Here is a 17,771-nt window from a genome sequence, read left to right as displayed (position 1 = left end):
AAAAAGGGACATCTATGACATCCCTAGCTTGGTAAACTTAATAATAACGCCCTCGGAAGCTTTTTTATTTAAGTTATATAAAGATGATGAGGTTATCTCACCTACTTTTTTAATACATCAAAAGTATAAAATCGAAGTCTTTCTACCAAGTTTTTTTTGCATAGAATTAGCACTGTTGATATTTTAATTATTTACACCATATAAAATAAGGGGGTAGAGAAGTTATCAACATTTTTTTAATTTTTAAATCAAAAACAAACATGGTGAATTTAAGTATTTACAGATTTACGCTTTCAAATAAAGCAAAAGAACAACAAGTTTTAAACCTTTTTAATGAAGAGGAAGACTTATTAGAAACAATGAATGACTTCTGTAGTCATATATATATAAACATCAAATCGTATACTGATGTCCAAGGGAAGTATAGAACGCTTTCTCTTGCTAATAATCAAATCAAAGATGATACTAAGAGAATCATTACAGGTTATTTAGCTTCTGCATACACCGGTGAATATGGAAAAATAAAAGATCGAAAAACTTCTGATCTTAAGTATGATATTTTAAAAGGGGACTTGTTTAGTAAAGATTTCTTCTACCTTATTCATGTACCTAAAAATTCAAAATATGGCTTCTTTATTTTTCAAAAAAAAGAAAACCATGGAGTGAAAGTAGCTTTTGAAAGTGCTTTTAATGCTTTTATGAGGTCTAAAGGAATTTCAAACTATTATTTCGAATTAAAACATGCACCTGCAAGATATTTGATTAGGAACATTCTGGAATTTGGAAAATTAAAAGAATTTAGACTTATTGATGCTACAGAAAAATCATTAAATATGAATTTAGGTAGGGAGGAACGCGTGGTGAAGCTGAATAATTCAGCAAATAATTTAGCTATTAAAAATGTTCTAATAGAGTTGTTCGATAATTTTTCTTCAGAAAATAAAATTCCTTTTTTAAATCATGGCGAATTTGACGAAATTACATTTGTAATTAATCATGATGGTGTTTCTAAAACTTTTTATATTAAGGATAAAGATAAAATTAGGACGAGCATAAATGTTAGTACAATGGTTGAATTTGAAGATGGTGAGGCTACATTTGAGTCATTAATTAGAGTTTCATTAGAGTTGATTAATTCTGCAGCATAGATTTTTAATTATTATGTTTTCAGGAGTTCTTTAGATGTAATCTAGAGAACTCCTTTTGTTTTGTGGATTTTTTAAATTCAAAATTTGTTTAGTGAAGACAAACCTTGTGTGAATAGAGAACATGTTTATTGATATTTAAAATACTGATTCCTTGAATTTCATAAAACTATCAAAAAATTCTATAAAGGCCAACTGCCTCGTGCAGAGCACATTTGTAATATCAAATGAAATAATTATCGGAGCAGTCTATAATATTAAGAAAATAAGGAATGGAATAATACAATTATTATATGCTACTTGTACTAATGACTTGATTGTATATTCAAAACAAGCCAGTAATATTGAGATATTTATTCTAGCCTTTTTCATAGAATCCAATCGTCATTTTATCGCTGACACTCTTTTTATGGATGTGTTAATGAAATATTTGTAGTGTACTATAGGTTGTCAAACATCTAGTATAGAAGCCAAATAAAATTCAAAATCCAAACAATTCTCAAGTATATAGAATAAGATCAGCAATCAATTATGGTTGTTTTTTTGGGGAGTTGTCTCCTGCTTTTCATTTCAATCTTTTTATTCCTGAAAAAAATTAGAGATAAAATGGATTTCCATTGTAATCGGGGCTAGAGAATTGATGTTTGAATTGGTTTTAGGGTTGTTAAGTTGATTGGGTTTTCAGTTCGTTTAAATGTTAAAAAGCAGTTGTGAAACTAGCATAATAATGAAAATTCTTAATAATAATTTAAGAATAAATCACTATATTTGAGTAGGTTGAGATTATTTATGAGACTTTTTTTAAATTTAAAAAATAGTAAATATGAAAAGCAAAACATTTAAAATTACTGATCATGTACTCGCTTCGCAAGGACAGCGTTTCTTAAACGTAATAATTGACTCACTCTTTATTTACATCCTTGTTTTGAGTGCAGGAACCACTATTGTTTTAATAGCTGAAGCTACAAGTAACTTTGCGGTTTCTGGTTGGGTTGAAACTATGAATGTAGTAGAAATTATGGGTTACGGATTGCTAATATTGTTTTTGTATTACTTTTTGACCGAAGTTTATTTCTCTAGAACGCTAGCGAAATTAGTTACCGGAACTGTTGTTGTTAGAAGTGATGGTTCAAAACCCACAATCAAAATGATTTTTATTAGAACCTTAAGTCGGTTTATAATTTTCGATGCCTTGTCTTATTTAGGCGCAGTTTCTAGAGGCTGGCATGATAGCCTTTCAGGTACTTATGTGGTTAAGAAAAAGAGGCTTGCTAAAGGCATACGGTTTTTTAATAACCCAGAAGAATTTGGAAAAGCAGAATAATAGAAAAACCTAGTGCGTATGTAGACACTAGGTTTTTTCGTTTTCTATTATATTGTTGCGGTATTGCTAACCGCAATTCGCATTTGTTTAGCTGCAGTTACCATTTCGATTAATGCTTTTTTAGTTTCATCCCAATGACGCGTTTTTAAACCGCAATCAGGATTTACCCACAGTTGGTCTATTGGAATTACAGCAGTTGCTTTTTCTAATAAATCAACCATTTCTTGACTAGAAGGAACACGAGGTGAGTGAATATCATACACTCCAGGTCCAATCTCATTTGGATATTTAAAATCAGCGAAAGCGTCTAGTAGTTCCATTTGCGAACGCGAGCATTCTATTGTAATCACATCAGCATCCATATCAGCAATATTCTGAATGATGTCATTAAACTCGCTATAGCACATGTGCGTGTGGATTTGGGTGTCGTCACTCACGCCACTTGCCGAAATTCGAAATGCTTTTGTAGCCCAGTCTAGGTATGCTGCCCATTCTTCTTTGCGCAATGGCAATCCTTCTCTAATTGCTGGCTCATCAATTTGGATGATTTTAATTCCTGCTTTTTCAAGATCTATTACTTCATCACGAATCGCTAAGGCAATTTGCGTACAGGTTTCTGACCTTGGTTGATCATTACGTACAAACGACCATTGCAAGATAGTTACCGGACCAGTTAGCATTCCTTTTACCCATTTTGGAGTAAGCGATTGTGCAAACTCGGCCCATTTTACAGTCATTGGTTTTGGTCGAGAAACATCACCATAAATAACGGGTGGCTTCACACAACGGCTTCCATAGCTTTGAACCCAACCATTTTTGGTAAAAGTAAATCCGTCCAATTGTTCTCCAAAGTATTCTACCATATCGTTACGTTCAAATTCGCCGTGAACTAAAACATCAATCCCAGACTCTTCCTGAAAGCGAATCGTTTCTTCGGTTTCTTTTCGAATAAGGGTATCGTATTCTGATTGTGATAGTTCTCCTTTTTTAAACTTTGCTCTCCAGCTACGTACTTCTGCTGTTTGAGGAAAAGAACCAATAGTTGTAGTTGGGAATAAAGGCAGTTTTAGCGCGTCAATTTGAAGTGGTCTTCTCACGGAGAAAGGATTTTCTCTTCTGGAATCTTTGTCTACAATACTAGAAACTCTATTTTTAACTTCATCATTGTGAATGATGGTCGCTTTTTTTCTATTGCTGTTTGCAATTGTATTTTCTTCAAAATGAGCTTGGTCGCTCTCAGTGATTTCATTCGAAGCTAGATTTCGTAGGACCACGACCTCTTCGATTTTTTGTTTGGCGAAAGCCAGCCATTGCTTAATTTCAGGAGTTAATGTTTCTTCGTTAGTTTCTAAATCCAAGTCACAAGGCGAATGAATTAAAGAACACGATGGAGCGATAAAAACGCGGTCGGTACCAAGAGCGTCAGTTGCTTTCTGGATTAATGCCAGCGATTTTTTGAAATCATTTTTCCAGATATTTCTTCCGTCAATTACTCCGAGTGAAAGTGAAGTAGTTTTTGATAGTAAATTAGATTCTAAAATATCATCTAACTGTAACGAGCAACGTACTAAATCTAAATGAAAAGTATGAACTGGAAGAGATAAGGCTGTCGCCAAATTTTCTCCAAAACAATCAAAATATTTGGCAAGTATGATTTTGATATTTGGGAATTTCTCATTGATTTTAGTGTAAGTATGCACTAATGCCGCTCTTTCAATATCAGAAAGATTTAAGGCTAGAAAAGGTTCGTCAAACTGGACGTATTCTACTTTCTCATCTTGTAGTTTTTGTAGAATGTCAAAATAAACAGGAAGTAGTTTATTGATTAGCTCAATTCTATGAAAACCTTCTTGCTTTTCTTTTCCCAAAAGTAAATAAGAAACTGGACCTATAATTACTGGTTTTGTTTGGAAACCAGCTGCTTTTGCTTCTTTGTATTCGTCAATTATTTTTTCTGAAAACAAACTGAATTCTTGGTCTTTTGTAAATTCAGGTACAATGTAATGGTAATTAGTGTCAAACCATTTGGTCATTTCCATGGCAACAACATCTTGCGCCCCTTTTTGTGCGCCTCTTGCCATTGTAAAATACAAATCGAGAACCGAATTCTCTTTGGCGAAAGCCGTATACTGCTCTGGAATAACGCCAAGTGTCAAGGATAAATCGAGTACTTGATCGTAAAAAGAGAAGTCATTTGACGGGATTAAATCAATTCCAGCATTGTATTGAAGTGCCCAGTTTTCTTTTCTGATGTTTTTTCCAGTTGCTAATAGTTCTTCGGCTGTGATTTTACCAGACCAATACAATTCACTCGCTTTTTTTAATTCTCTGTTGCTGCCTATTCGTGGATAACCTAAATTGTTCGTTTTCATTTTTAGTGTTTTTTTCTAGGCAAAGGTATAGGCTTAGTATTAATTACGTAATTTTGTCTTATACTTAAGTAATAATACTTGTATTGTGTGATTGATGCAGTAATTTATTTTGCACGACATTAATAAAAATAACTTTAGCAGTAAAATTCACTATGGAAAATTTAGATTCAACCGACTTACAGATTCTGAGACACCTTCAAGAAGACTCAAATATCAATATAAAAGACCTCGCGAGTAAGTTATTTTTAACAGCGACCCCCATTTATGAACGTATAAAAAGACTGGAAAGAGAAGGCTACATAATGAAATATGTCGCTTTATTAGATAAGAAAAAGATGAATCTGGGAATGATTGTTTTTTGTAATGTGCGGTTAAAAGAGCACGCAAGAAATGTAGGAAGCAATTTTGTTAGAGATATCGTGGCGCTTCCTGAAATTATAGAATCGTATAATATTGCGGGAGACTATGATTTTATGCTGAAAATATTAGTTAAAGACATGGAGAGCTACCAAGATTTTGTAATGAATAAATTGTCAACGATTGAAAACATAGGTAACACCCAGACTATTTTTGTAATGGGAGAAATTAAACACAGCACCGCATTGAATTTTTAGATTTAGAGTGAATAAGACATAAAAAAAAGGAAACAATAACTGTTTCCTTTTTTAGCTAGTAGCGTTTTTATAAAACTTATAATTCAGTAAACGGATCTACTCCGTTATTGATTTCTTGAATGGACTGTGCTGTTTTAACGTTTTCTAGTTTTAAATCGAGTAGTCCTTTATGGCTTGTAGCGATTTTAAGACCGTTAGCAAAGGCTTGCCACTTTTCCCAACTGGTTTCTAGTCCGCCTACGGGAATAATACTAACCCACATTCTCCATGCTTTTGGCACGTAATTTTCATCGACTAACCATACATAAGAATCTCCGGGTGTGCTTCCGCCAGAAGCGTAGGTAACCATTAATGCTTCTTCATTATCCTGCATCACGATACTTCTGGTAGTTCCGGCGTCTCGCAATTTAAACGGAGCTATAAGCCAGAATGAATCATTATTAAAGTAATCATTAGCTTTTTTTATAGCGTCCGTTTTTTGCGAGTCGCTTAGCTTTATGTTGTTTTCATAAGCAAGCCCTTCTAGAGTTTGGTTGTTGTAAAGTACTTTTTTAGCATCCCATTCTACCTGAACTAAATTTCGTTTTTTGTCCCAGAGGTAATGATGACCTCCTCTAAATGTAAAAGAAACAACGGCAGTCGTATCCCAAGCTTTTTGATTGATTGCTGTCTGGATTTTATCAGTAAGTTCTTCGGCTTTTATTCCTTCTTGTCCAACTGGCAAAGGCTTGCTTGAAAAATACAAGAAAGCGGCAATCGAGATAATTAGGATAAGAATGATAGAGCCTGCTATTTTGAATATTTTTTTCATTTTTTATAATTGGTTTATTTTGAAAAGCATCTCAAATGTAGCAAAATAAGACCATTTGTGCAGGACGTTTCTAAAATTGTTAGTAAACAACACAGGGTTCAGCTATTTAAAGCCAAACCCTGTGTGTCCTAATTTGTGATGGTATATAGATGTGGTATTTATTATTTAATCAAAGACCATTTTTTGTCAATGATACTGATGTATCTAGCTTCGTCTTTATTCCAGATATCTAGCGTGTTTACTTGCGTTCCGTTGAAATCTCCATTAAAAAACAAATACAATTTATTATCTACAATTTTAAAAGTTTCAGGATTGATAGAAAATTTAGAATCTTTTTCGGCTATACCCCAAGCGCAGTATCCGTTAACTTCAGGCAGGTATTTTTTAGGATTTGCTTTAAAAGCTTTTGCGTTTTCTTTTGATGCAAAATAATACGTTGTTCCTTCAATTTTGGCTGCGTTTGCAGAAGATCCTTTCGTCGCTTTATTTTCTTTGTGGTAAGCCACGACATCATATCCTCCAATGGCTAAACCTGATTTGTCAATGGCATCTACTTGCGCAAAAATTCCGTTTGAAAATAAAGTAATGAATGCTACTAGTAATGCTGATTTTAAATTTTTCATTTGTTTTAATTTAGATTATTTGTAATGGTTGTACTTTGTAACTATGTTAAGCGGTGACCGCTTCGGTTATTAATTCCTGTGCGCTTTCAATATTCCAATCGCCTTCAATCATGCGGTGTACATAACACGCATCGGCTTGTTTTAGTAACTCCGTTTTTTGCTCTGCAGTTAAGTCGCCTTCAATTTTGATTTTGGCAGTAACATGAGTAGAAAGTTTGCCGGCTTCGCCTCGTTTTACATTAAGCTCAAACTCGCCATCGACTTCACCAATTGTCCAGTTGTTTTTTCTAGCAATGTAGCGTACTGTTGCCACTTTGCACATCGCGATACTTGACAAGATTAAATCTTCAGGAGAAAACCCTAAGTCAGTTCCTTTGCTTGCCGTAGGTTCGTCACCCACAATGGCATGTCTACCGTTTGTAATTAAAGATTGGTATCCCGTAGGCAGGTTTTTTATGTTTATTTTCTTTCCCATGATATTAGCTTTTTATAATACTTGTTAAGTGATTTGTCATTACTGATTTACTTTGTACTCCGTTTTGAGTACCTACAATTTCCCCGTTTTTAAAGTAGAATATTGCTGGAATACTGCGCACTTTAAATTGTGCTGCAAGCTCTGGGTTTTTGTCTACGTTAATTTTCGAGATCACCGCTCTACCATCAAAGTCGTTTGCTAGTTCCTCAAGTGCAGGATGTAGAGCTTTACAAGGTCCGCACCAGTCAGCGAAAAAATCTACTAGTACTACTTCATTAGTATTTATCGTTGTGTCAAAATTTGATTTGTCTAAATGTTGTATCATTTTTTTTAAGTTTTAAATTGTAAAAAGAGATTTTAATGTCCCTTTTTGCAAAGTTGTTAATTACAATTCTACTGCTACTGGAAAGTCAATTGCCACATCAGTAACATTATGAAACAAGTTGGTAACAGTAATAATCCCAATAGCCATAACTAAATCAACTACGTTTTCTTTAGTGTAACCTGCAGCGTAGAACTCTTCTAAAGCCACTGTTCCTACTTTACCTTTGTTAGCAGCAATACCTACCGCAGTTTGTGCCAAAACATTGATTTTATTATCCCAGCTTGCTCCACCTCTTCTAAGTTCGATAATTTGTTCGTCTGTAAATCCGGTCATTTTACCAGTGATGGTATGAGCTGACTGGCAATATCTACATTCGTTTAATTGGCTTACGGCCAAGTCAACTACTTCTTTTTCTTTTTTGCTCAATGAACTCGCAGCTCCCGAAAATTGTAAATAGCTTCCCAGAGCATTTTTAGAATGCCCCATTGCGGCATAAATATTAGGAACAAAGCCCACAGCTTTTTTAAGGTTATCAAAAATGGCTTGATTGTTTTCAGAAACTTCTTCTCTTGTTGGTACGTTGAAATTTGACATGATTTTATTTTTTGTTTGAATTAATAATTATATAAATAAATTGTTTTCGTCACAGTAGTAATCGGTGATTGCCATATTTTGACAAAAATTTTCTTGACTAATTGCAATTAATTGCGGTGTTTCTTTTATAGTATTCAGCCTTAAAATATTCCTAAAGCTTCCGATTATTGTTTGTATTGTTTTCATAATTCCTGTTGTTTCAGTTTGATGGTACAAAGGTGCGACCAAAGCAAGCCTTGAAGTTAGACCACATTTCCCGAGGAGTTGTTCATTCTTCCTTTCTAGTCCTTTTTTTAGGTAAAAAGCGTGTGTTTGTAGTTTTAGGAGCAGAAAACAGTGTGGTTTTAAGAAGATTCGTCCCGCTTTCCGCTATATCTTTTGTGTTTGCTATCGCTAACCCAAAAGGATGCCACTTCAATCGGGGCTAGGAGATAACGTTTAGTGTTTTACAGAAACAGTATACGGAAGAGTGCAACGACATAAATTATTGGAAGGGTACACTTTAGTTGTGTAATGAAATTATCAAAAACGTCAGTTCGAGTGTTTTTTGTGAAATGCAGTGAAATAAAAAAAGTATCGAGAACCATTTAGGATATTATTATCAATCGAGAAATACAAGTAGATACAATTGAATCCTATAATCGCTCTAGCCCAGATAGTCAATTACGCTCGCAATTACCTTTTATACTGGGGTTCAGGATAAAAGATATAGCGGATAGCTGGATTAGCTCCTAAAAAAAAGAATTAAATTATCTTCTTAAAATCAGATGGGGAAACACCTTCCGCTTTCTTAAAAAATCTACTAAAAGACTGGATGTCTTCGTAGCCTATTTCGTAAGCGATTTCTTTGATGCTCTTGTCAGAATAGCGTAAAAGACGGCGTGCTTCAAGGATGGTGCGGTCTTGAATAATTTGTAAAGGCGATTTTTCGTTGTATTTTTTGAATAAATTTGATAACGTCTTCGGACTTTTATTCAGCATTTCGGCGTAGTCCGCAACTTGGTGTTTGGTTTTAAAATTGCTTTCAACCAAATAATTGTATTCTCGTACAATATCTAATTGCTTTTTATCAAATGTGGTCAATTCCGTTTGTTCTTTGTACACACGCGTGCATAAGATAAGCAGGCGTTTCAACATCATTTGCAACATATCGTTTTGCAAATCGTCTTTAGAAACCATTTCGATAGCAAACATTTTCCACAGAATCTCGAATTTCTCCAGTTCTTCATCAGGAATAGAAATCTTAGGAAATTGGGAGGCGCCAAAAAACAAAATTCCTTTACAACCCACTTCACTATCATGGTCTGCAATGCAGTAAAATGCCCTGTTGAACCGAATTAATCTCGCACTGTTTACGCTTAAAACTTCCACTTTATGGTACTCAGTTAAAAACAAAACCGAATTTGCTGGAAAAACATGTTCGCTGCCGTCAACTTTAATTTTTAATTCGTCCAGAGACCAAATGACAATCAAGCCATCAGTGATTTTTTCTTTTAGTAAATCACAATTTGTAGCGTCAATTTCGGCTAATCGTATGAATTCATTGAGTTGACCTGTATACAGCATAGTTATTTTTTATTTGAAACTTTTAGTCTTTTTTTTATCCAAACGGTTCTGTGATAAGACGCAAAATATATTGATTCCTGACTGAAAATGGTCTGTAATTGTGTTTTTAGTTTTTCTAAACACTATTCTTGGAGTTGCATCTCTGTTTCTGAACTGATAAAATTACAAATCACAAACGTATTTATACAACTTTTGAAGGGGCAAATAAATCCGTTATGTGATTCACGCTCCTAAATGAAAGATGTTTTCAAGAAGTAAAATAAATTGCTCTTTTGATATAAATTTTGTTTTCTTGTATCATTTCAGAAATCAACCGAAAGCTATTTTATGTTATCGCTATTTCTTTATCTTTGAAAAATAATCCAATTATTCAAATTCGAAAAATACAGTATGAACTGGGAACAACTTTTATCACTAAAGCGCCAAGGCGACACAAGTAAACGATTACGTATTGAACAAGATGATACCCGTTTGGGATTTGAAGTAGATTATGATCGTATTATTTTTTCGGCTGCTTTTAGAAGTTTGCAGGATAAGACCCAGGTTATTCCGTTATCCAAAACTGATTTTGTACATACACGTTTGACGCACAGTTTAGAGGTTTCGGTAGTGGGACGTTCGTTGGGGCGTTTAGTTGGAAAGAAAATCATTGAGAAATATCCGCATTTAAAGGAAGTGCACGGTTTTCATATGAATGATTTTGGTGCCATAGTCGCTGCGGCTTCATTGGCTCATGATATTGGAAATCCGCCATTTGGGCATTCGGGTGAGAAAGCGATAGGGGAGTATTTTTCCATTGGAAACGGAAAAAAACACCAGGATAAATTGTCTAAGAAACAATGGCAGGATTTAATCGATTTTGAAGGGAATGCCAATGGTTTTGCGGTCTTGACTGCAAGTCGTCCTGGAATTGAGGGTGGGCTTCGAATTTCGTATGCTACACTGGGCGCTTTCATGAAATACCCAAAAGAGAGCTTGCCTAAAAAACCAACCAAAAATATATCAGATAAAAAATATGGTTTTTTTCAAACGGACAAAAAGTTCTTTGAAGAAGCTGCAAAAGATATGGGCTTAATCCCAAATAAAACAGGAGACGATATTGGTTTTGAAAGACATCCACTTGCTTATTTAGTAGAAGCAGCAGATGATATTTGTTACACTATAATTGATTTTGAAGATGGAATCAACCTTGGATTAGTCTCCGAAGATTTTGCTTTAGAATATTTGATTAAATTGGTGAAAGATAGTATTGATACTTCTAAATATAAAACACTTACTACTAAGGAAGACCGCATCAGTTATTTGCGAGCTTTGGCAATTGGTAGTTTGATTAATGATGCGGTAAAAGTTTTCATTGAAAACGAAGAGGCAATTTTAAACGGAAAATTCCCTTTCGCTTTAACGGATAAAAGCAAGTATAAAGCACAAATGGATGATATCATTAGTATTAGTGTGAATAATATTTATCAGAGCAGGGAAGTTATCGAGAAAGAGATTGTGGGTTACCAAATTATACAAACGTTATTGGATAAATTCATTACGGCATACGATAACAAGTTCAATGGAAATGCATCTAACTATGATGCGCTAATATTAAAATTACTACCGGAGAAGCACCATTTCGAAAAAGCGGACCTATATGAAAGATTGCTTCATATCTGTCATTTTGTTTCGTTGCTTACGGACGGAAATGCTTTGGAGTTATTTGAAACGATAAATGGGAAGAAGAAGGATTAATGAGTTTTGACGTTAAAAATTAAACATATCAACTCTTAATTGTTAAATCAGATATTAATAATTAAGTTTGCTGCGCTAATAAAATAACAAACAAACCGCAGCTTATGAAAAAAATTACCTTCCTAACTTTTTTATTGATCTCCTTTATATCTTATTCTCAATCAAATAAGGAAGTTATTCAAAGATATTTAAACACGAATAGTGCTAAAATTGGGCTTTCTAAAATGGACGTTCAGGATTGGGTAATTCAAAGCGAAGGGAGTCTTACAACTACAGCGATTAATAATTGTTATGTAATTCAAAGATATAATGGAATTGAAATTTATAGAGCAATCTCTAATTTCTCTATTAAAGAAGGTCAAGTAATTAGTGCGCAAAAACGATTTGTCGCTAATTTATCTCGAAAAGTAAATACAACAAAACCATCTCTTTCAGTAACAAACGCCTTAGTTAAGGCTTATGCTTTATTAGGTATTACCTCCTCAGTTCCCTTCACTATTATAGAAACTATTGAACAAAATAAATTTAAAATCAGCAATGGTTTTGGTAGTGAGGAGCCTGTTTCTGCTAATTTAGTTTATCACATTTCTAATGAAAATGAATTGATATTGGCTTGGGACTTCACAATTGAAACACCCTCGCACGATCATGTTTGGAGTGTGAGACTTGACGCGGTAAGTGGGAAAATGTTGGAGAAAAAGGATTTTATTATTTCTTGTAAATTTGATCAGCAAGATAGTAATTCTGTAATAGGTGAAAAGACAGCTGTGTCAACTGATTTTTTTGATAATACGTACAAACAATTATTTTCAGCTGTTTCATCGACTCTATTGGCGGGCTCCTACCGCGTAATTCCTTTTAATTATGAAAGTCCAAATCATAGTGCTAGACAATTAATATCAAATCCTGCAGATGGTGTGGCTTCGCCTTACGGTTGGCATGACGTTAATGGTGTTGTGGGTGCAGAATATACTTATACAAGAGGAAATAACGTATGGACAAAGGCTGATTTTGGCGGAGAGAATTTTAATAGTGGATCTAGTCCTGACGGAGGGGCATCTTTACTATTTGACTTTCCTTATGGAGGTGTAAATGTTGATGCATCAAGCTATATTGATGCGGCCAATACAAATTTATTCTATATGAATAACGTCATGCATGACATTTGGTATCAATATGGTTTTGATGAGACGAGCGGGAACTTTCAACAAAATAATTACGGAAAAGGCGGAAAAGCTACAGATTTTGTTTATTCTGATGCTCAAGATGGGTCTAAAGCTACGCCTCAAAGCGTAAATAATGCAAATTTCTATGCACCAGTTGATGGAACAAAACCAAGAATGCAAATGTTTTTATGGGATTATTCTGCTGAAAACAGACCTGTTATAATAAATTCTCCGAGCTCTATTGCCGGAGATTACCCTGCGAGACAAAATTCATTTGATCCAGGTCATGTGGGATTGCCAATTGTCCCTGCTTTTATACAATCAGATTTAGTGCTTTATCTTGATGCTACAGGACAGTCTGACGGTTGCGCAGCCCCTGTAAATGCGGCTGACATGAATGGTGAAATTGTTATTTTGAGAAGAGGTACTTGCACTTTTGTTGCTAAATCAAAAGCAGCGCAAGATGCAGGTGCTGTAGCATTAATTATTGTGAATAATGTGGAAGGAACTATCGGGATGTCTGGCGCGGACGCGACAATCACTATTCCTGTTGTCAGTATGACAAGGGTAATTGGGGAAAAAATTATTGACGAAATGAAAACACAAGCCGTTAATGTTAAATTACAATTACCGCAATCTTCATTTATAAATACAGACGGGGATTTCGATAATGGAATTATTGCACATGAATATGGGCATGGTATTTCAATACGATTATCTGGAGGGGCAAGTAACTCCAGCTGTTTAGACAATACCGATCAAATGGGGGAAGGTTGGTCTGACTGGTTCGCTCTGATGTTGCAAATTAAGGCGGGTGATTCAGGTAAGGCTAAAAAAGGTATTGGAACGTTTGTTTCAAATCAAGCTATCGATGGTATTGGAATAAGAAATTATCCATATTCTACAGATAGGGCTATAAACCCAATGACGTATGCTAATACCAATAACTACCAATATACGGATAAAGATGGGGTGATACAGACAGAAATTCACGGTACAGGTTCGGTATGGACTACTGTTTTATGGGATTTAACATGGGCGTATATCAATAAATATGGATATGATGATAATAAATATTCGGGTATTGGAGGAAACAATAAATTAATGAGAATTGTTCTTGATGGTATAAAATTACAGCCATGTAGTCCAACTTTCGTAAGTGCCCGTGACGCAATTATAGCAGCTGATCAAGCAATTACAGGCGGTAAGGATTACTGTATGATTTGGGAAGTGTTTGCTGCGAGGGGTTTAGGGGCGAAGGCTTCTGCTGGTCATGGAAATGTAGGGGATGATCAAGTGGAAGATTTCACTATGCCAGTTGCAGGATCTAATTGCGTTTTAGGAGTCAATGATTTTGATAGTGATGATGTGATGACAGTTTTTCCAAACCCATCTAATGGGCAAATAAATGTTCGGATAAGTAATTACTTTGGTAAAGTAGATATTCAAGTAATAGATATCACTGGAAGGGAAGTTTTCAACGCTAAAAACGAAGAATTCAACAGTCAAAAGAGTATTGATTTAAGTCGTCTTAAAGCGGGGATTTATATTTTGAAAATCAGTGGAGATTCTTTAAATTATGTTGAAAAGCTCATTTTAAATTAAATTTAATTATTTAAAAAAAGTCGGTTTGTATGAAATACAAACCGACTTTTTTTAAAAGTTATAGACAATTCCCACTCCTAGAACTTGTTTTAATTGTGTTTTTGGTCCTACTGTGACTTGCTTGCCATTGACTTCCTCTTTGGCTTTAATATCATCATCATAGATAACATGAACTCCAATGTTTGTTTTGACATATTCATTTACCACTAACTCTAAAGTTAGGTCATAATCGACATCAATGTTGCCAAATTTATTTATATAATCAGAGTACAAACTAAGTCTGTTTTCAACAGTGATGTTTTTGAATATTTCTTTTTTATAAAATCCAGTTAATAGAAAACCAAGTTCCACTTTTGATTTTTCTCCTTCAGCAATTAGATTTCCATCTAAATCATATAGCGCTTTTTTAACACCAAAAGCACCCTGATTAGCTAACCTCTGGTCTAATACCATTGTTATTTTGGAAGTAAAAGGAGATAGGTAAAGCAATTCGTGTTTGTCTTTTGAAGCATATTCCGCTCCAAGTCCCAAGAATATATAAGCGGGTGCAAATGGTCTGGATACTGAAATATCCTTATTTGGATACGCATATCCATCTGTGAATTGGGTAGCGAAATTAAATTTTGCAGTATGGAACCAGTTTGATAATGTGTCCTTGCGATATCCTAAAGCAGAACTTAACTGCAGTACATCTTCTGTTTTTCGCAATTCAATTCCATCTTGTTTGTTCAAGCCATAACGTACAATCAATTCATTAGTCCAGTTGTAATTGTCTTTGGTATATACGCGATTAAATTTCCCTTTTAGTAATCCTGAAATGGAGCTAGTTCCACCGGCATTCCAATTGACAAAGGCAATTTCAGAAATGTCAAATCCAATTCGGTTTTTATTTACCCAGTGAGAAAGAGTGTCTATCTCGACTTTTTTAGGGCTATCTATAGAAGTAATAATTTTCTGAGAAAACATATTTACAGATAATAGCAATGTGAAAAATAGGAGGGACGAAGACAGTAATTTCATTATAAGCTGATGATATTTAGGGGCGCAAAATAATTATTTTCAATCAATTGAAAAAACTATTTCTAAACTTTTAACGTCAATATTGTAATATTGTTGTAGTTCTAGTACAGTTCCGTGTTCTACGAATTCGTCAGGAATTCCCAGTAATTGTATTTTTGAAGTATACTTGTTTTTGGCTGCAAACTCAAGAATTGCACTTCCAAAGCCCCCTTTTATAACACCGTCTTCGATTGTAATAATCTTTTTAAAGGTTTTTAAAATAGTATGTAATTCTTTTTCATCCAATGGTTTTACGAATGCAAAATCGTAATGAGCAATAGTTTCTGGATTGTTTAAATTGGCTAATGCCATAGTGACATTTTTGCCTATTGGGCCATTCGATAAAACAGCAGTTTCAGTTCCGTGTTTTAAGTAAGTAGCAAGCCCGATTTCAATTTTCTCATAGTTACCGAAGTTTTTTGATTGCCAGTCTGCGAGAACGCCACGACCACGAGGGTAACGTATTGCTATAGGGTGGTCCAAGCCTAATTGGGCAGTATACAGTATGTTTTGCAGTCCAATTTCGTTCAGTGGAGAGTAGATGATCATATTGGGAATACATCGCAAATAAGCCAAGTCAAAAACGCCATGATGAGTTGCTCCGTCTTCTCCTACGAGTCCTGCTCTATCCAAGCAAAAAATAACCGGTAAGTTTTGTAGGGCGACGTCGTGGATCACTTGGTCGTATGCCCTTTGTAAAAAAGTGGAATAGATGTTGCAAAAAACTACCATTCCCTGCGTTGCCATTCCGGCAGAAAGGGTAACGGCGTGCTGCTCGGCAATCCCCACGTCAAAGGCGCGCTCTGGTAAAGCATCCATCATGAATTTCAAGGAACTTCCTGAGGGCATAGCGGGTGTGATCCCTATTATTTTTTCGTTTTTTCGCGCTAGATCCAATAGCGTTAAACCAAAAACATCTTGATATTTTGGAGGAAGGTTTTCTTCTTGTTTTTTATGGATTTCTCCAGATTTAGCATCAAACTTACCTGGTGCATGGTATTTTACCTGATCTTCTTCAGCTTGTTTTAATCCTTTACCTTTTGTGGTAATCACATGAAGGAATTTAGGTCCTTTTATTTTTTGTAAACGTTTCAGTTCTTTAATTACGGCAAAAATATCATGTCCGTCAATAGGACCGGAGTAGTCGATATTTAAGGATTTGATCATGTTGTTTTGCCTCGGATTTTTCCCGTTTTTCACTGCAGTCAGGTAATTTTTCAAGGCACCTACACTCGGATCAATTCCGATAGCGTTGTCGTTTAAAATTACCAATAAATTTGCATCAGTGACTCCGGCATGATTTAATCCCTCAAAAGCCATCCCAGAAGCTATAGAAGCATCTCCTATCACTGCGATGTGTTGTTTGTCGAAGTCTCCTTTCAGGTTAGATGCAATAGCCATTCCTAAAGCAGCAGAAATGGAAGTGGAGGAGTGGCCTACGCCAAAAGCGTCGTAAATACTCTCGCTTCTTTTTGGGAAACCGGATATCCCACCCAATTGTCTGTTCGTGTGAAAATTATCTCTTCTTCCGGTCAGTATTTTATGCCCGTATGCTTGATGCCCCACGTCCCAAATCAATAAATCATCGGGTGTGTTAAACACATAGTGTAAGGCAATCGTGAGTTCCATCACGCCTAAACTAGCACCAAGATGCCCTTCTTTTACAGAAACAACATCAATTATAAAATTGCGTAATTCTTGAGCTAGCTGTGGAAGTTGATCTTCGTCGAGTTGGCGCAAATCATAGGGAGAATCAATGTTTAAAAGTAAATTGTCTGGCATAAAGCAAATGTACGATTTGAAATTGTATTTTTACATTCGATAAAATAACTTGTTTCACAAAGATTCACAAAAAAAGCGAAGATTCACAGAGATTTTAAAATTTGCGAATTCGCATTCGACACTATGATAAACCCTTTCACTGACGAGTACTTCATGAAGAAAGCTTTGCAGGAAGCTGAAATGGCTTTCGATAAAGGCGAAATTCCTGTTGGATCCATTGTTGTCGTTAACAATGTTGTTATCGCGCGAAGTCATAATTTAACTGAATTGCTAAACGATGTCACTGCTCATGCTGAAATGCAGACAATTACCGCAGCTGCAAATTATCTTGGAGGTAAATATTTAAAGGATTGCACGATGTATGTTACACTGGAGCCTTGCCAGATGTGTGCTGGAGCCTTATATTGGAGTCAGATTTCTAAAATTGTTTTTGGGGCAAGCGATGAAAGTCGCGGTTTTTTAAAAATGGGTACGCAACTCCATCCAAAAACTGTTGTAAAACGAGGTGTTTTAGCAGAGGAAGCTTCAGACTTGATGAAGCGGTTTTTTGCTACGAAAAGGAAGTGAATTTAT

At 35.1% G+C, this 17,771-nt stretch carries 15 protein-coding genes; 6 read left to right on the top strand and 9 right to left on the bottom strand.

What is annotated here, in order from left to right:
* Nucleotides 1–260 precede the first annotated feature (260 nt).
* Both AAC069_RS16655 and AAC069_RS16650 read left to right on the top strand, forming a co-directional pair.
* Nucleotides 261–1,148, top strand: coding sequence for a hypothetical protein (locus tag AAC069_RS16655; RefSeq protein ID WP_339921564.1), 888 nt, complete (start codon nucleotides 261–263; stop codon nucleotides 1,146–1,148).
* Between the two features lie 820 nt (nucleotides 1,149–1,968).
* A complete protein-coding gene (locus tag AAC069_RS16650) occupies nucleotides 1,969–2,469 on the top strand; it encodes an RDD family protein (RefSeq protein WP_339921563.1) in 501 nt (166 codons plus the stop codon).
* Nucleotides 2,470–2,516: 47 nt separating this feature from the next.
* On the opposite strand, the gene metE is transcribed toward AAC069_RS16650, so the two are convergent.
* On the bottom strand, nucleotides 2,517–4,841 hold the full coding sequence (gene metE, locus AAC069_RS16645) for a 5-methyltetrahydropteroyltriglutamate--homocysteine S-methyltransferase (protein WP_339921562.1): 2,325 nt from the start codon (nucleotides 4,839–4,841) through the stop codon (nucleotides 2,517–2,519).
* Between the two features lie 152 nt (nucleotides 4,842–4,993).
* Here metE and AAC069_RS16640 point away from each other — a divergent pair, with 152 nt between their 5' ends.
* Nucleotides 4,994–5,455, top strand: coding sequence for an Lrp/AsnC family transcriptional regulator (locus tag AAC069_RS16640; protein ID WP_339921561.1), 462 nt, complete (start codon nucleotides 4,994–4,996; stop codon nucleotides 5,453–5,455).
* 76 nt (nucleotides 5,456–5,531) lie between these two features.
* On the opposite strand, the gene AAC069_RS16635 is transcribed toward AAC069_RS16640, so the two are convergent.
* The 6 genes from AAC069_RS16635 to AAC069_RS16610 all read right to left on the bottom strand — a co-directional run bounded on the left by AAC069_RS16635 (nucleotide 5,532) and on the right by AAC069_RS16610 (nucleotide 9,849).
* Nucleotides 5,532–6,266, bottom strand: a complete 735-nt coding sequence (locus tag AAC069_RS16635) for a hypothetical protein (RefSeq protein ID WP_339921560.1) — start codon at nucleotides 6,264–6,266, stop codon at nucleotides 5,532–5,534.
* A 161-nt stretch (nucleotides 6,267–6,427) separates the two neighbouring features.
* Nucleotides 6,428–6,889, bottom strand: coding sequence for a YHS domain-containing (seleno)protein (locus tag AAC069_RS16630; protein ID WP_339921559.1), 462 nt, complete (start codon nucleotides 6,887–6,889; stop codon nucleotides 6,428–6,430).
* 46 nt (nucleotides 6,890–6,935) lie between these two features.
* A complete protein-coding gene (locus AAC069_RS16625) occupies nucleotides 6,936–7,364 on the bottom strand; it encodes an OsmC family protein (protein WP_339921558.1) in 429 nt (142 codons plus the stop codon).
* Nucleotides 7,365–7,368: 4 nt separating this feature from the next.
* Nucleotides 7,369–7,689: a thioredoxin gene (gene trxA / locus AAC069_RS16620; RefSeq protein WP_339921557.1), complete on the bottom strand. Its 321-nt coding sequence runs from the start codon at nucleotides 7,687–7,689 to the stop codon at nucleotides 7,369–7,371.
* Between the two features lie 60 nt (nucleotides 7,690–7,749).
* A complete protein-coding gene (locus AAC069_RS16615; RefSeq protein ID WP_339921556.1) occupies nucleotides 7,750–8,283 on the bottom strand; it encodes a carboxymuconolactone decarboxylase family protein in 534 nt (177 codons plus the stop codon).
* A gap of 744 nt (nucleotides 8,284–9,027) precedes the next feature.
* Nucleotides 9,028–9,849 carry a helix-turn-helix domain-containing protein gene (locus tag AAC069_RS16610; protein WP_339921555.1) on the bottom strand — a complete coding sequence of 274 codons (822 nt, stop codon included), beginning with the start codon at nucleotides 9,847–9,849 and terminating at the stop codon, nucleotides 9,028–9,030.
* A gap of 390 nt (nucleotides 9,850–10,239) precedes the next feature.
* Between AAC069_RS16610 and dgt the strand changes: the two genes are divergently transcribed.
* Together dgt and AAC069_RS16600 are read left to right on the top strand one after the other, a co-directional pair.
* Nucleotides 10,240–11,586 (top strand): dGTP triphosphohydrolase, encoded by a 1,347-nt coding sequence (gene dgt, locus AAC069_RS16605; RefSeq protein ID WP_339921554.1) that lies wholly within the window; start codon nucleotides 10,240–10,242, stop codon nucleotides 11,584–11,586.
* A 104-nt stretch (nucleotides 11,587–11,690) separates the two neighbouring features.
* Complete coding sequence (locus AAC069_RS16600; protein ID WP_339921553.1) at nucleotides 11,691–14,357, top strand: T9SS-dependent M36 family metallopeptidase; 2,667 nt, start codon at nucleotides 11,691–11,693, stop codon at nucleotides 14,355–14,357.
* Between the two features lie 51 nt (nucleotides 14,358–14,408).
* On the opposite strand, the gene AAC069_RS16595 is transcribed toward AAC069_RS16600, so the two are convergent.
* Together AAC069_RS16595 and AAC069_RS16590 are read right to left on the bottom strand one after the other, a co-directional pair.
* Entirely contained in the window at nucleotides 14,409–15,377 is a 969-nt protein-coding gene (locus AAC069_RS16595) for a DUF3078 domain-containing protein (protein WP_091082920.1), read from the bottom strand.
* A gap of 39 nt (nucleotides 15,378–15,416) precedes the next feature.
* Entirely contained in the window at nucleotides 15,417–17,198 is a 1,782-nt protein-coding gene (locus tag AAC069_RS16590; protein WP_339921552.1) for a 1-deoxy-D-xylulose-5-phosphate synthase, read from the bottom strand.
* 123 nt (nucleotides 17,199–17,321) lie between these two features.
* Here AAC069_RS16590 and AAC069_RS16585 point away from each other — a divergent pair, with 123 nt between their 5' ends.
* Nucleotides 17,322–17,765, top strand: a complete 444-nt coding sequence (locus AAC069_RS16585; protein ID WP_339921551.1) for a nucleoside deaminase — start codon at nucleotides 17,322–17,324, stop codon at nucleotides 17,763–17,765.
* Nucleotides 17,766–17,771 lie beyond the last annotated feature (6 nt).

It is taken from the genome of uncultured Flavobacterium sp., assembly GCF_963974175.1.
Classification (GTDB): Bacteria; Bacteroidota; Bacteroidia; order Flavobacteriales; family Flavobacteriaceae; genus Flavobacterium.
Note: the sequence above shows the minus strand (reverse complement) of the source record. Positions and strands in the feature narration are given on the sequence as shown.